This is a genomic window from Caldanaerobius fijiensis DSM 17918, assembly GCF_900129075.1.
In the GTDB taxonomy this organism is placed as follows: Bacteria; Bacillota; Thermoanaerobacteria; order Thermoanaerobacterales; family Caldanaerobiaceae; genus Caldanaerobius; species Caldanaerobius fijiensis.
The window spans coordinates 30,524-44,444 of the sequence record NZ_FQVH01000002.1; the positions used below are offsets into that span (position 1 = coordinate 30,524).

At 36.6% G+C, this 13,921-nt stretch carries 14 protein-coding genes; 12 read left to right on the forward strand and 2 right to left on the reverse strand.

Annotated features, from left to right (window positions below; genetic code table 11):
• Positions 1 to 31 precede the first annotated feature (31 nt).
• The 5 genes from pyrE to BUB87_RS01475 all read left to right on the forward strand — a co-directional run bounded on the left by pyrE (position 32) and on the right by BUB87_RS01475 (position 4,974).
• Positions 32 to 607, forward strand: coding sequence for an orotate phosphoribosyltransferase (gene pyrE, locus BUB87_RS01455; protein WP_073341323.1), 576 nt, complete (start codon positions 32 to 34; stop codon positions 605 to 607).
• An 81-nt stretch (positions 608 to 688) separates the two neighbouring features.
• On the forward strand, positions 689 to 2,128 hold the full coding sequence (gene pdxR / locus BUB87_RS01460; protein ID WP_234945927.1) for a MocR-like pyridoxine biosynthesis transcription factor PdxR: 1,440 nt from the start codon (positions 689 to 691) through the stop codon (positions 2,126 to 2,128).
• 127 nt (positions 2,129 to 2,255) lie between these two features.
• Positions 2,256 to 2,486 (forward strand): hypothetical protein, encoded by a 231-nt coding sequence (locus tag BUB87_RS01465; RefSeq protein ID WP_073341325.1) that lies wholly within the window; start codon positions 2,256 to 2,258, stop codon positions 2,484 to 2,486.
• Positions 2,487 to 2,501: 15 nt separating this feature from the next.
• Complete coding sequence (locus tag BUB87_RS01470; RefSeq protein ID WP_073341326.1) at positions 2,502 to 3,320, forward strand: spore coat protein; 819 nt, start codon at positions 2,502 to 2,504, stop codon at positions 3,318 to 3,320.
• A 112-nt stretch (positions 3,321 to 3,432) separates the two neighbouring features.
• A complete protein-coding gene (locus tag BUB87_RS01475; RefSeq protein ID WP_073341327.1) occupies positions 3,433 to 4,974 on the forward strand; it encodes an S-layer homology domain-containing protein in 1,542 nt (513 codons plus the stop codon).
• An 8-nt stretch (positions 4,975 to 4,982) separates the two neighbouring features.
• Here BUB87_RS01475 and BUB87_RS01480 read toward each other — a convergent pair whose 3' ends face one another.
• Positions 4,983 to 6,536, reverse strand: a complete 1,554-nt coding sequence (locus BUB87_RS01480; protein ID WP_073341328.1) for a glycosyltransferase family 2 protein — start codon at positions 6,534 to 6,536, stop codon at positions 4,983 to 4,985.
• A gap of 209 nt (positions 6,537 to 6,745) precedes the next feature.
• Here BUB87_RS01480 and BUB87_RS01485 point away from each other — a divergent pair, with 209 nt between their 5' ends.
• From BUB87_RS01485 to ftcD, 6 genes are all read left to right on the forward strand, one after another.
• Entirely contained in the window at positions 6,746 to 7,366 is a 621-nt protein-coding gene (locus BUB87_RS01485; protein ID WP_073341329.1) for a DUF6385 domain-containing protein, read from the forward strand.
• A gap of 57 nt (positions 7,367 to 7,423) precedes the next feature.
• Positions 7,424 to 9,220 (forward strand): tetratricopeptide repeat-containing glycosyltransferase family 2 protein, encoded by a 1,797-nt coding sequence (locus BUB87_RS01490; protein ID WP_159432343.1) that lies wholly within the window; start codon positions 7,424 to 7,426, stop codon positions 9,218 to 9,220.
• A gap of 3 nt (positions 9,221 to 9,223) precedes the next feature.
• A complete protein-coding gene (locus tag BUB87_RS01495; RefSeq protein WP_073341330.1) occupies positions 9,224 to 10,084 on the forward strand; it encodes a DNRLRE domain-containing protein in 861 nt (286 codons plus the stop codon).
• Between the two features lie 67 nt (positions 10,085 to 10,151).
• Positions 10,152 to 10,358 carry a hypothetical protein gene (locus BUB87_RS01500; RefSeq protein WP_073341331.1) on the forward strand — a complete coding sequence of 69 codons (207 nt, stop codon included), beginning with the start codon at positions 10,152 to 10,154 and terminating at the stop codon, positions 10,356 to 10,358.
• Positions 10,359 to 10,442: 84 nt separating this feature from the next.
• The gene (pepV, locus tag BUB87_RS01505) at positions 10,443 to 11,843 is read left to right on the forward strand and encodes a dipeptidase PepV (RefSeq protein ID WP_073341332.1); all 1,401 of its coding nucleotides are present in this window, start codon (positions 10,443 to 10,445) and stop codon (positions 11,841 to 11,843) included.
• Between the two features lie 27 nt (positions 11,844 to 11,870).
• The gene (gene ftcD / locus BUB87_RS01510; RefSeq protein WP_073341333.1) at positions 11,871 to 12,770 is read left to right on the forward strand and encodes a glutamate formimidoyltransferase; all 900 of its coding nucleotides are present in this window, start codon (positions 11,871 to 11,873) and stop codon (positions 12,768 to 12,770) included.
• A gap of 1 nt (position 12,771) precedes the next feature.
• Here the strand turns inward: ftcD and BUB87_RS01515 are convergent, their stop codons facing one another.
• Positions 12,772 to 13,251: a DUF3189 family protein gene (locus tag BUB87_RS01515; protein WP_073341334.1), complete on the reverse strand. Its 480-nt coding sequence runs from the start codon at positions 13,249 to 13,251 to the stop codon at positions 12,772 to 12,774.
• A gap of 165 nt (positions 13,252 to 13,416) precedes the next feature.
• Between BUB87_RS01515 and BUB87_RS01520 the strand changes: the two genes are divergently transcribed.
• Positions 13,417 to 13,848, forward strand: coding sequence for an NUDIX hydrolase (locus tag BUB87_RS01520; RefSeq protein WP_073341335.1), 432 nt, complete (start codon positions 13,417 to 13,419; stop codon positions 13,846 to 13,848).
• Positions 13,849 to 13,921: the final 73 nt, after the last annotated feature.

Here is a 13,921-nt window from a genome sequence, read left to right on the forward strand (position 1 = left end):
ATGACAATATATAAAAAAGGAGAGATGGACAATGAAAAAAGAAGAGGTACTAGAGATATTAAGGGAGACGGAGGCAATGCTGGAAGGCCACTTTCTCCTTACATCAGGCAGGCACAGCGATAAATATATTCAGTGTGCTAAGGTGTTTCAATACCCTGAATACGCAGAGATGTTTTCAAAGCAGTTGGCGGAAGCGTTTAAAGGCGATGATATTGACGTGGTAGTAGGGCCGGCTATGGGTGGTATTGTATTTGCCTATGAGGTAGGCAGGCAATTAGGCGTGAGGGCTATTTTTGCTGAAAGAGAAAATGGCATTATGACCTTAAGGCGTGGCTTTTACATAAAAGAAGGGGAGAATGTCCTGGTGGTGGAAGATGTCACTACGACAGGGGGCTCGGTAAAAGAAGTAATAGAGGTAGTGAGAAATTGCGGTGGCAATGTGGTTGGTGTTGGTTCATTAGTAGACAGGAGCAATGGTACAGTGGACTTTGGCGTGAAATTTGTTCCTATAGTTACGCTTGATGTAAAATCGTATGAACCTCAAGAGTGTCCATTGTGTAAGCAGGGAATAAATCTTGTAAAGCCCGGTAGCAGAAACCTCGCATGAGGTTTCTTTTATTTTATATACTGTAGTGATATAATTATTTATGACTGGAATTTTTATTGAAAGAGGGATATGAATTTGGAGGTGTTTAAAGAATTATATTTAGATAAAAACAGCCCACAACCTCTTTATATGCAGCTTGCTGATCAGATAAAAAGGCTTATAGAAGAAAATAAGATACAAAGAGGTTTTAAACTTCCTCCCGTGCGGAGATTGGCAGAGTTACTGGATGTAAATAATACCACGGTAGCTAATGCCTATAGATTTTTAGAATCTCATGGATATGTGCGCACAAAAATCGGAAGCGGAACGTATGTGGCGGATTTAGCTAAAAAAGATGATGATATTATGGACCAAATAAAACTCCTGGATCGTGGGCAGCTGGTTATGGCACCAGGTACGATAAACTTTGCCAGTGCTACGCCATCGCCAGAGCTGTTTCCTGTGGAAGACTTTAAAACTATAATAAATGAAGTGCTGGATAGGGATGGAGGTATAGCTTTTAGTTATCAGGAGAGCAAAGGTTTTAGGCCTTTAAGGGAGTCCATATCTGAATTTTTGCTGTTATACGGTATTAAGGCAAAACCAGAAGATATACAGGTTATATCAGGTGGGCAACAGGGAATTGATATTCTTTCAAAGGCAATGCTCAACTATGGAGATTATGTTTTTGTTGAAAGTCCAACCTATAATGGAGCTATAGCTGCTTTTAAGTCCAGGGGAGCGAACATTGTAGGTATTCCTTTGCGTAAAAACGGTATAGATCTTGAGATATTGGAGGCAAACTTGAAGAATAAAAGACCTGCATTTATATACGTTATGCCTGGTTTTCAAAATCCTACAGGTTATTGTTATTCTGACGAAAATAAGTTAAGACTTCTGGATATAGCAAATAAGTACGATATCTATATATTGGAAGATGATTACTTAAATGACTTAGCTTATTCTGGCGAGGATATAAAACCCATAAAATCATATGATGATAATGGACGTGTTATCTATCTGAAGAGTTTTTCAAAGATATTTATGCCAGGCTTAAGATTGGCTTTTTTAGCGTTGCCTGAAAAAATAAACAGTGAAGTTATAGCAGCCAAACATATTACAGATATATCTACAGTTGGGCTGACACAAAGGGCTTTTGACTTATTTTTGCGTAAGGGATTGTGGAAGAAAAACCTGGAATATATAAAGAAAATTTATAGCAATCAGATGTCATATGTATGTAAAAAATTAGAATCTATAAAAGGAATACAGTTTGAAAAACCATCCGGAGGATTGTATATATGGATAGGTTTACCTGAGGGGTATTCATCGGTTAAACTTTATGCGATGTGCCTTAAAAGAGGTGTCCTCATAGCCCCTGGCAATATTTTTTATCCTAACTATGAAGAAGATAACCATTTTAGGTTAAGTTTTGCGGCTCTCTCTTACCAGGAGATAGACAGGGGTATAGACATATTAAGTGATGCTATTGGCGAGTTGATGGAAAACAGGACTGAAGAGAAAATAATGCCCCTTATATGATTTGCACAAATTAAGCTGGCAGTATAAACTGCCAGCTTAAATGTTTTAAATTTATTAATCTCATTTTGAATAAAATCCTTCTGGCGTGTAAAAATAAAATCGAAAATGTTAAAAAGGAGGGACAGATATGACAGAGAGGGAGTTACTGGTACTTCAGGATCAGTTGAGCAACGAGGAGTTGTTGATTAAAAAATTCAGGTCATATGCAAATGAATCCAGTGATCCTGAAATAAAAGATGAATGCAACAGAATAGCACAAAAGCATATGAATCATTTTAATATGCTGATGAGACATATCAATAGTGCAGCAGCACAGGGACAATACGGTCAGGGATATATGCCACAAAGGATGTATTAAAAAGGAGGTAAAAAAATGTTATCTGATAAAGATATTATAACTGATTGTGTTGCATCACAAAAATGGATTGAGAGTTCCTATAATTATGCAGCATCTGAATGCGCTGATGTCAATTTGAAACAGGATATTATGAGCATTTTAAATGACGAACACGAAAATCAAATGATTTTCTGGAACACTATGAATAGAAAAGGTTGGTACAAACCTTATATGGTAAACCCCAATGATTTGCGAACGGCTCAGGCTCAATTTGCCAATGTTCAAAGTCAGATAATGGGAGCAGGCTATCAACAACCGCCCCAATATGCGCAACCTACTGGTTATACTACGGTAGCACAGTATGGAGGGCAGCAGAGCGGTACATATGGTATGCCTATGACAGGTTCTATGCCTGGAGCTTCTGTAGAGCAGGTAATGAGGTCCAATATTCAGCAAACAGTCAATCGTTTGGCAAATATAAGTGCAGATACAGGAGCACAGGGTGGCCCCATGGCTGGATACTGGACTGAAATGGAAGGAGAGTACGCAACAGGCTATAAGGCCGGCACCACAGCCAGTCAATCCAATGCCACATACCAGGGAAGATCACCAATGGAAAGCAGTTATCAGAGGGCAATTCAAAGCGGACAGGCTCTGGGGGCTGGACAGCCTGGTTATATGACGTCAGGAAAAGGTAGTAGCTATGCTCAGTTTTCAGGGAATCAACCTCAACAAGCCAGTGCTTATCAAGCGCAGGGTGGCACGGCAGGGCAGACAGGGGCAACAGGTTTTACCACAAATATAGAGAGGCAGATGCAAAACAACATTCAGAACATCGTAAGAAATTCAATATAAACTAATCACATATATGGCAGGGTACCCTGCCATATTCCATTTTTTACCCTCTTTTTTAAAAGACCTTTGACACTTAAAATATAGTATAAAGGTGCAAAGGGAGTGGAGAGATATGAGGGAGATTTTGTTTATTGTTTTGCTTTTAGCGCTTTTGCTGGTTTCTCCAGCCGATGGGTATTCGTCGCTGAAAGTAATGGGATATGCACCTGTTGATTATTATGGCGATAATATGGCCTTTGAATCACTGGTAAAGTATAAAGACTATATATCAGATGTTGCAGTATTTGCTTATACTTTTGATAAGTCCGGAAATTTACACGGTTATTTAAATGAGGATATATTGGGATATGCTAAAAGTCATGGTATTAGACCGATTATCGTTATTAACAATTTGACTGATAATTTTGATCAGGTGTTAGCTGATAGTGTGCTAAAAAATTCTTATGCCAGGCGTAATTTGATATCAAATATTTTAAAGGTATTGTCAAAGGGTTATGCTGGCGTCAATATTGATATAGAAAATTTATCATATGCTCAAAGAAGCATATTTAATAGTTTTTTAACAGAGTTAAAAAGCCAATTAAATGGCAAATATATGTTATCAGTTGCAATTCCTGCTATAACCCATGATTCTCCGGATAATAACTGGTCAGGAGGATTTGATTACGCGAAAATCGGTGAAATAGCTGATGAGGTTATCTTGATGACATATGATGAACATTGGTTTAAAGGAGAACCAGGGCCTATAGCTTCATATCCATGGGTAGAAAAGGCATTGAACTACGCTATATCACAAATACCTAAAGAAAAAATTTTATTGGGTGTTGCTAATTATGGATATGATTGGGCTAGTACAGGTAACAAAGTTGTGACGGCTGATTCGGTTAAGAGATTACAAACAATTTATGGCGGTAAGATATGCTGGAGCGATTATTATAAAGAAGCCTATTATCAGTATTACGAGGATGGAGTTAAACACCAGGTCTGGTTTGAAAATGAGTATAGCCTAAAGTATAAACTAGATCTTGCTAGAAAATTGGGAATTGAAGGGGTCGCGCTATGGCGATTGGGTTTTGAAAGCGATGCTTATATGAAGACGCTGAAGGGTATGCAAAATCAATACGGCGTTCCTTATGGTTATCTAGGTTTTTCGGATATATTAGATGATTGGGCTATCGATGAAATCAATTATCTAAAATACAATGGGATTGTTGATGGAGATGGCGGGCGGTTTTATCCTAACTATAGGGTTACGCGAGCGGAATTTATTAAAATGCTCGTTAAGGCGTTGAAAATTCCATTAAAAGAAAGTACATATCCGGACACTCGGAACCATTGGGCAGATAAATATATAGGAGCGGCGCAGGATGCAAAAATCATATATGGAGCTGGCGATGGGAATTTTTATCCCAACAGTTATCTCACAAGAGCGCAGATGGCTGCGATCATGACGAGGGCTCTTAAATTACCCGTAGGGCATGGACATTCTGAATTTAAAGACATAGAGAATTCCTGGGCTAGAGATGACATAATTGCATTATATAGTGCAGGACTTATTAATGGATATAATAAGTATAAGTTTGCTCCTGATGATGAGACATTGAGGAATCAGGCAGCAGCAATTATAACGAAAGGAATAAGGCTCCAAAAATAGTTGGAGGCTTATTCCTCCCATTCTTTTAGTGAAGGATTTTTATCTAATATAGATGTATACTGTTGAGGAATTCCGTATTTTCCCTCTTTATCCAATTCCATATACCTCTGATATTTTTTGATTCTATCTTCTTCTTTCGACCACCCCATATGTTTTATTCTGATATCGCTAATGGCGTAAGGCTGTTCTAATATATTGGAAGGAAATCTGCCGCAATGAAGAGGTGTCTCTTTCCATATATAGTTAAATTGTGGTTGATACCTCAAAAGAAATGGCCAGCATTTTGTATGGGCGTTCCAGTACATGTCTTCTCTGTAGTGTTTTTCATCCCAGAAATCGTATAATCTGAAACACATTACATCGTAATAAGGCTGATTAATTATATTTTTTATGTGTTTTACAATTCTGTCTTCGATGATCTCATCAGCATCCAGGCATAATATCCAATCGGGATTGGTAGCAACCACCGCTTTCCACAATTTTTTTCTGAGCTCCACTTCATTGTTGAACATGGAAACGTCGTTTACAATGTAAATCAATTCTTTACCCTTAAAAAAACTTTCAAAGACTTCTCTGGTGTTATCTGTACTGGCATCATCGATGATGACAGCTTTGTCGACAATTTTTGAAGCTATTTTTAAAACCTCTGGCAAATATCTGTCCGCTTCGTTTTTAACTACCATAGCTAGAGTAATCTCGTTTTGATCCACGTTTATTCTTCTCTGATTTGGTAGCATAATATATTTGTACTTGTTGTCTACCTTTTTTAAAGTTTCTTTATATTCCTTTAGGCGCTGAAGATCGCTGTTTCTATATATGTGAAATAACGGCCAATGAGTGTCAACAAAGAGTTCAAACCCGAGGACTGCTGCTCGTATACAGAAGTGCCTGTCTTCGCCAATGCTGGATATATTATATATTTCGTCAAACGATACGCCGGCGTCCAATGCTCTTTTGCTAATAAGCGTGCAGGCACCCAGCCCACCGACTCTGTATATGCCGGGATTTAGAAGCATATTTAAAAAATCCATTATCCTTTTGTTTATTTCATCTTGTGTCAATACTTCTCCTCTTTTTTGCGCATATAATGTGTAGTTATCTTCTAGCCAAACCTGCGGCAATTCAATAGAGTCAGGGGTCCATTTGGTCCAAAAGATTTCTGATATGATATCTTTTTTTGAGGCGACCAGTTGCTTTAGCGTCATGGGATGCAAATAAAGGTCAGAATCCACTAGGAATAAGTAATCATAACAATTATCTTTTGCATATTTTATGATTGAATTTTTAAATGCTGCCACTTTCCATATAAGATCTTCTCTCCAATGATGGGTTATCTCATCTTTGTAGTTTTCGGCTGTACTTTTTGTTTCTTTTAGTATAATTTTACTGTCATCCCTTTTATATTCTCTGAGCAATTGTTTTGATTTTTGGTCATTGTTGTCATCTATAAACATTATATCTAAACTAATGTCATCTGTCTCTAGCCTATCAACAGATTCAAGAAATTCTTTTAATATAGCATATTCCTGTCTTACAGGACTACCTAATAATATCTTAATCATTTATCTCACTCCAATTCAACGACTTTTAATTTCAATATATGCTTTTAGTGCAAAAACTGTATAGGGTTGTAGAGCTATACGATAATTGATACTTTTTACACCAGAATAAATATGTAAATGGATATTAAAAATTGATGCACAAAAATATATTAATTCGAATATGTATGAGTATAGATAATATAGAATATTTAAATAAGGGGGGATAATATATGCCCAATAATATCGTATTTAACCCTGTAGCTGACCAGTTAAAGTCTTTAGTACACGGCAGGACTGCAGGAGGAACTGTTACAGCGCTTTTAACAGATGCCAGTGGCAATCTTCAGACGATGCTTCAGAATGCGTCTGTTACTGTGGCGGCAACGAATTTTAATATAAGATCTTTGTCATATACTACCGATACAGTGTCAGTGCAGAGCATCGTAGAAACAGTAAATACTAACGTTACAAATACCGTGAATATAAGATCTCTTTCTCCTGCTACAGATACCGTATCAAATATTCTCTCAGGTAGGGTATTTACTTCGGCAACGACATCTATCAACAATGTTACAGGTACAGGAATACTGCTCCTTGAAGATACGTCTCAAAAGAGGATGTACACCTACTATGTGTATAATACCGGTGCTGCTGCCATATCTGTAAAACTGCAGATAAGTCCAACAACAGCTGATGCATACTTTATTGATGACCTCAGCGGAGAGGTGAGCGTTGTTCCTGGATCTGCTACAACGCTGGTAGCGCAAAGATTCTTAAATTATACCAGGCTTTATTACAATGCCGGTACTGCAACTGTTACAGCCGTATTTTACTACAATGCTCAGACGTGATTTAAAGAAAGGGTGCACTTATGTGCACCCACTACATAACATAAATAGTGTGAGGTGGTGATAGTGATCGAAAGTCCACTGCTAAGCTTATGTATGATCGTAAAGAACGAAGAAAAAAATTTGCCCCGATGCCTTGACAGCGTAAAGGATATAGTTGATGAGATGATAATAGTAGATACGGGTTCTACAGATAGTACGGTGAAAGTAGCGGAATCATATGGAGCAAAGGTTTTTAGTATTCGGTGGAATGATGATTTTAGTGAAGCCAGAAATGCGTCGCTGGAAAAAGCCAATGGCAAATGGATACTGCTTATGGACGCTGATGATGAGCTGGACCAAGAAGATAAACAAAAAATAAGAAATCTTTTAACAGATGATGTGGAAGGCTATTTTTTTAAGACAATAAACTATGTGGGGCAAAACCCAGGAGTTGAAGTAGCTTTAAATATGAATTTCAGGCTTATGAGAAATAGACCTGAATACAGATTTATATATCCTATACACGAGCAGATAGCCGCAGTCATACAGCAAATAAGACCTGGTGCCAAGCTGGTGAGTACAGATATAAAAGTTTACCATTATGGTTACCTTGATGATGAAGTGGTTATAAAAGAAAAGCGGAAGAGAAATATGCGTATTATAGAAAGGGTTTTACAGGAAAATCCTTCCGATGCGTTTATGAGATTTAACATGGGCAATGAGTACTTTGCTCTCTCGGATTACAATAAGGCACTTTACGAGTATATGCTCTCACTTAATAATACCCATGGAAAAACAGGTTACCTATCTAAGCTCTATGTGAGGATGACATTATGTTACAATGAACTTAAAAGATATGATGAAGCTTTAAGTATTATTGAAAGGGGTTTAAGCGATTACCCGGATTTGACGGATCTTGTATTTCTAAAAGGATATATACATCATGTAAACAAAAGGTATACGATAGCAGAGAGATTGTTTAAAGAATGTATTGAGATGGGGGAAGCGCCTTTTGATATAGGATTTATAATGGGTGTAGGGAGTTTCAGAGCGCATCATGCCTTAGGCGAATTGTATTTAGAATTAGAAGATTACGATGAAGCTTATGTGCATTTCGAACAGGCTTATAAGATGAATAATTCTTTTAAAGAACCTCTTTTCAAAATGTGTGAAATACTCATGAAAACACGAGGCGTATCTGAAGCCAGAGAGAAGCTCGAAGACATGATTGATATACAGAATCCCGATGGAATATCACTTATGATAAATATATTTCTCAGGTATAAAAGATATGATATATGCCTTGAATACCTTGATCCTTTGTTAAGGAACGATAAATGCAATGACGAAATATATTATCTCTATGGAAGATGTCTTTTTTACCTTAAGCAACTGGATAAGGCATATGATATGTGGAAAATGATTGATTCAAAAAGTCATTTCTATGATATGGTAATTGATGATCTTATGTTGAGGTGTGTGATAAAGAATGAGTATGAGGAAACAATTGCTGAATGCTGCAGAATTAAAAAAGCTAAAAAATATGAAGTTTTTCAGAGGCTAAATGATCTATTAAACCGAAAAAAACCGGACATATTAAGTGATGATATAGAGACCTCAAAAGAATATTCAGATATCATATTTGATATCCTTGACAAACTACTATATTTAGAAGAATTTGAAATTTTTGAAAACGCTTTAGGCCTTCTAAATTTGATAGAAGACAAAACAGTACTTCTGAGACTGGGCAAGCTGTACTACCGTTACGGCTTTGTCCAGAATGCAGAAAACGAGATATTGAGATCTATGAAATTGTTTAACATCTACGATCAGGAAGCATTGTCTATATTAAATCATATAATTATGGAGGAATGAGATTTGCCTACACTTATTATTCCTTCGTCAAGTAAAGATGCACAAATAAATTCTCGATACCCTAATGAAAATTATGGGACTCTCAATTATATGAATGTAGGCAGATATGATAATTATACAGTGTTTATGGCTCTAGTTCAATTTGATATTTCATCAATCCCTGCTGGCGTCAGCATTACTAATGCAGTTATGACCTTAAATGTTATATCTATCTACAATACCAATATAATTGATGTGGTTACACCGTATAGGGTAACACAGGATTGGGATGAGTATACTGTCAATTGGTCTAATGCACCTATTGTAGATGACCATACATTTGGCAGTTCTGTAAATCTTTTTAGCATCAACAAATATTCATGGGATGTAACAAATCTCGTAAAAGGATGGTATATAGGGCTATATCCCAATTACGGTATGATGTTAAAATCATTGCAGACCAGAAATTATGAAGCAAAAGTAATAGCCACACGAGAATATGAAGATATTTCCAAAAGACCGTCTCTTATTATAACCTATGAAGCTACCAATCTTTTTACGCTATACAGTAGATTAAAGAACTCCGAAAGTCAGACAGTAAATACGACAGATTCATATATGGGTGGAAATGTATATGATACATCGGAGATGAGTATGTATTCATTTTTTGTGAAAAATAATGGTGTGAATCCTGCCGAAGTGAAACTGCAAATTAGTCCTAATGGAGAAGATTGGTTAGATGATAGTGAACCTATTGTCGTCGCGCCCGGTGATATAAAAGCCATTGTTCCTTATCTCTATGCACATTTTTCAAGGTTATCATATAAATCTTTTAATTTTGGCAGAAATACGAATATTACTATATGGTATCAAGCGCATGTTTAATTTTTTAGAGAAATTTTACGAATTTATTTTTATAAGCAAGGAAAAATAAGTGTGAGGAGGTCATAAAATGGCTACTAAAGAACAATTAAATGCCGTCGGGATGAATTGTCCCGGATTTGCCAGGGATGATTCACTGTATTCGACTATTAATCTTAAAGATGTATTATCACAGGGAGAAAGAAGCTGCGCTGTATGCAAACAGTGGGATGTAACCAAGCAAAAGTGCAGGATAAACCTGTTTGACCAGGTGTTGACGGGGTTGGACCAAACATAAAATAGGCCGCCCCTCTTTTTTATAATCACAAAAAGTTATAGAATAATGTATGAGAATATAAATAGACAATATGGAGGTGTGGGGATGAAGTTTGATGCGTTAATAGAGGGTATGGCCGGCGATATTATAAAGTCTACTCAGGATGTGCTAAAATATAGGAGCGTACAGGGTGAGCCATTGCCAGGAGCGCCGTTTGGCGAAGGCGTAAAGGGCTCACTGGACTATGTTTTAAGTCTTTCAGAAAAGATGGGATTTGAGACTAAAAATCTAGATGGATACGTCGGTTATGCTCAATATGGCGATGGAGATGAGATGGTAGGTATTCTTGTCCATCTGGATGTAGTGCCAGAGGGAGATGGATGGACATATCCTCCTTATTCAGGTGAGATACATGATAACAGAATATATGGAAGAGGAGCTATAGATGACAAAGGCCCAGCCATAGCTTGTCTCTACGCATTAAAAGCTATTAAAGACTCTGGTGTATCCCTCAAGAGGAAAGTCAGAATAATTTTTGGCACCAATGAAGAGAGTGGCTGGAAAGATATTGAGTACTATAAAAAGCATGAAATATATCCTGATTTAGGGTTTACTCCAGATGCTAATTTTCCACTTATTTTTGCAGAAAAGGGTATATTGACATTTAAAATAAAAATGGATTTTGAAACCAAAAAGGAAGGCCATATTTTTTTGAAGCATTTAAAAGGTGGTAACGCTGCAAACATGGTGCCCGATTATTGTGAAGCTTGCCTGTCGGTTAATCCTGATAAAAAAGATTACATAAAAATGCTTGTTTTAAAAATGATCAATGAAGACAACGTAAATGTAAAGCTCCTGGATAGAGGAGATGATATACTGATTAAGTCGTATGGTATATCGGCACATGGGAGTACCCCTGAAAAAGGCGTTAATGCTATTATGCAATTAATAATGATTTTATATAGGCTTGACTTTGCCAGGGATGATGTTTACCAATTTATTTCGTATTTTGCAGAAAAGGTAGGTATGGACTATACAGGTAAAAATATGAGTTTAAACATATCTGATGATATTTCTGGTGGACTTACATTTAATATTGGGGTAATAAATGTGGATGATAAAAAAGGTACTGTAGAAATAAATATAAGGTATCCTGTTACGGCTTCTAGAGATACAGTAGAATCAATCATAAAAAGGCATTTGCCGGAAAAATTCAATTACGTTTATTTAAATGGCTTTGATCCCATTCACGTTTCTACAAACAGTGTATTAGCTCAAACTTTGTTGAAGGTATACAGGCAATCGACTGGAGACGATGTAAGTAATCCTATAGCTATAGGTGGAGGTACATATGCCAGAGCCTTTAAGAATTTTGTGGCTTTTGGGCCTGTATTTCCCGGTGGAGCAGAATTGGCTCACCAGAAAGATGAATATATTGAGATCGAGCATCTGATTAAACTGGCAAAAATATACTCTATGGCTATATATGAATTAAGCAATATATGACTTTATATTAGAAAGGTGACGGAAATAATGACAAAAAAAATTGTAGAGTGTGTTCCTAATTTTAGCGAAGGAAGAGATAAGGATGTTATGGAAGCTATAGCTGATGCCATAAGACAAGTTGACGGCGTTAAATTACTGGATTATTCTGGAGACCCGGACCATAATAGGAGTGTCTATACATTTATCGGTCAACCGGAATCTGTTGTAAATGCAGCTTTTAATGCGTGTAGGGTAGCCGCGCAGCGTATTGACATGTCACAGCATAGAGGTGAGCACCCCAGAATGGGAGCTGCTGATGTGGTTCCATTGATTCCTATATCTGGTGTATCTATTGAGGAATGCATTGAATTAGCCAAAAAATTAGGTAACCTGATAGGCCAGGAACTCTCTATACCTGTTTATTTGTATGGCTATGCCGCCACAAAACCTAACAGGGTTGAACTATCTGACATAAGGAAGGGGCAGTATGAAGGCTTTTTTTCTAAGATAAAAAAACCTGAATGGATTCCAGACTATGGACCTTATGAAGTGAATGTGAAGAGTGGAGTAACAGCTGTCGGCGTAAGAAAACCTCTTATAGCGTTTAATGTAAATTTAAATACGAATAATATAAAAATAGCACAAGAAATTGCCAAATCTGTAAGGTATATAAGCGGTGGACTGAGATATGTTAAAGCGTTGGGTATAAGGCTCAATAGAGATGGTATTGTTCAGGTATCTATGAATCTGGTTGATTATGAAAAGACACCCATATATCGCGTCTTAGAACTTATAAAAGTAGAGGCCAAAAGATATGGAGTTTCAGTGATAGGGACGGAAATAATTGGCCTTGTCCCTATCAAAGCTATTTTAGATAGCTTAAAATATTATATGCAGTTAGAAGATCTTGATGTGGATAAGATACTTGAAACGAGGTTGTATGAATAACCTATGTGACAGTTTGCTTTGAAGCTTCTTGTTCTTGCTTTTTTGTGTTAGCTACAATTTGAGCTATATTTTTGTAAGCTTTTATAGATCCTGAAACCACGATAGGCCTGCCTAAAGCTGTCAGTTTTAATGAACGGGATATAAATCCTCCTATTTTCATAGTTATATTGACAGCCTGCGATGTATCTACGTCTAAAAAACCATCTGTAGATTTATATATTTCATAATAAAGATCTTTTAGTGCAGGAATTATCATATTTTTTTGATTCTTAAGTCCCAGTGAACAAATCGTATTGCCTAATTCATCTGTACCTATTTTTATTATCCTGCCGTGATCTTGAGATGTCAGCTGATCAAAAAGCGGCAGGTTTTCAATTGTCTTTCTGTCCGGTATACTGTCCATTGGCAATCTGTTTAGATGCATCCAACAGGCTATAATAGAACTATGGGTTCCACCGTAACAGTGATAAAGGATAATCATAACATCACCTCAATATTATTTTAAGCTTCATGATAGTTCTTATTCATTTGTGATTATTCATAAAAATATAAATTTGTTAAGTTTTCGTAAAGTTTTTAGAGGAATTTTTAAATTTATGTAGAATATATTAATTACAAATATGATAAAAGAAAGGTGAGTGTAGCCATGTTAAAACGAATTTGCGCGGGGGGAGTTGTCTTTAGAGGTGATAGCGTTTTTCTCTTGAGAAATGAGAAAAACGAATGGGTGCTTCCCAAGGGCGTCATCAGGAACGGCGAACTGGCTGTTGATGTGGCATTAAGGCGTGTAAAAGAAGAAACTGGCTTAAATCACCTAACAATTATCTCGTCTGCTGGGGAAACAAGTTATGAGTTCTTTTCTATTACAAGGCAAATTCCTGTATGCAATGAAATCACATGGTATATAATGGTAACAGATGATCAATCATTTAATATCAGCAAAAAAGACGGTTTTACAGGAGGAGGATTTTATCCAATTGATGAAGCATTGTTGAAAATCACTTATAGCCAGGATAAGGCGTTGGTTAATTTATCGTATAAAAAATATCGAAACATAATTCAAGAAGCCCTTGTTTAAAATTTATTTTTAAAATCTTTTGTGGTAAAACGCGTTGTTGGCTTGTAACGCGTTTTCTTTTATTATATAATTT

Excerpts from the sequence above, each read along its gene's own strand:
- BUB87_RS01475 (WP_073341327.1), top strand. The coding sequence starts at position 3,433 with ATGAGGGAGATTTTGTTTATTGTTTTGCTTTTAGCGCTTTTGCTGGTT.
- BUB87_RS01515 (WP_073341334.1), bottom strand. The coding sequence starts at position 13,251 with ATGATTATCCTTTATCACTGTTACGGTGGAACCCATAGTTCTATTATA.
- ftcD (WP_073341333.1), top strand. The coding sequence starts at position 11,871 with ATGACAAAAAAAATTGTAGAGTGTGTTCCTAATTTTAGCGAAGGAAGA.
- BUB87_RS01520 (WP_073341335.1), top strand. The coding sequence starts at position 13,417 with ATGTTAAAACGAATTTGCGCGGGGGGAGTTGTCTTTAGAGGTGATAGC.
- BUB87_RS01465 (WP_073341325.1), top strand. The coding sequence starts at position 2,256 with ATGACAGAGAGGGAGTTACTGGTACTTCAGGATCAGTTGAGCAACGAG.
- BUB87_RS01480 (WP_073341328.1), bottom strand. The coding sequence starts at position 6,536 with ATGATTAAGATATTATTAGGTAGTCCTGTAAGACAGGAATATGCTATA.
- pyrE (WP_073341323.1), top strand. The coding sequence starts at position 32 with ATGAAAAAAGAAGAGGTACTAGAGATATTAAGGGAGACGGAGGCAATG.
- pepV (WP_073341332.1), top strand. The coding sequence starts at position 10,443 with ATGAAGTTTGATGCGTTAATAGAGGGTATGGCCGGCGATATTATAAAG.
- BUB87_RS01500 (WP_073341331.1), top strand. The coding sequence starts at position 10,152 with ATGGCTACTAAAGAACAATTAAATGCCGTCGGGATGAATTGTCCCGGA.
- BUB87_RS01485 (WP_073341329.1), top strand. The coding sequence starts at position 6,746 with ATGCCCAATAATATCGTATTTAACCCTGTAGCTGACCAGTTAAAGTCT.
- BUB87_RS01470 (WP_073341326.1), top strand. The coding sequence starts at position 2,502 with ATGTTATCTGATAAAGATATTATAACTGATTGTGTTGCATCACAAAAA.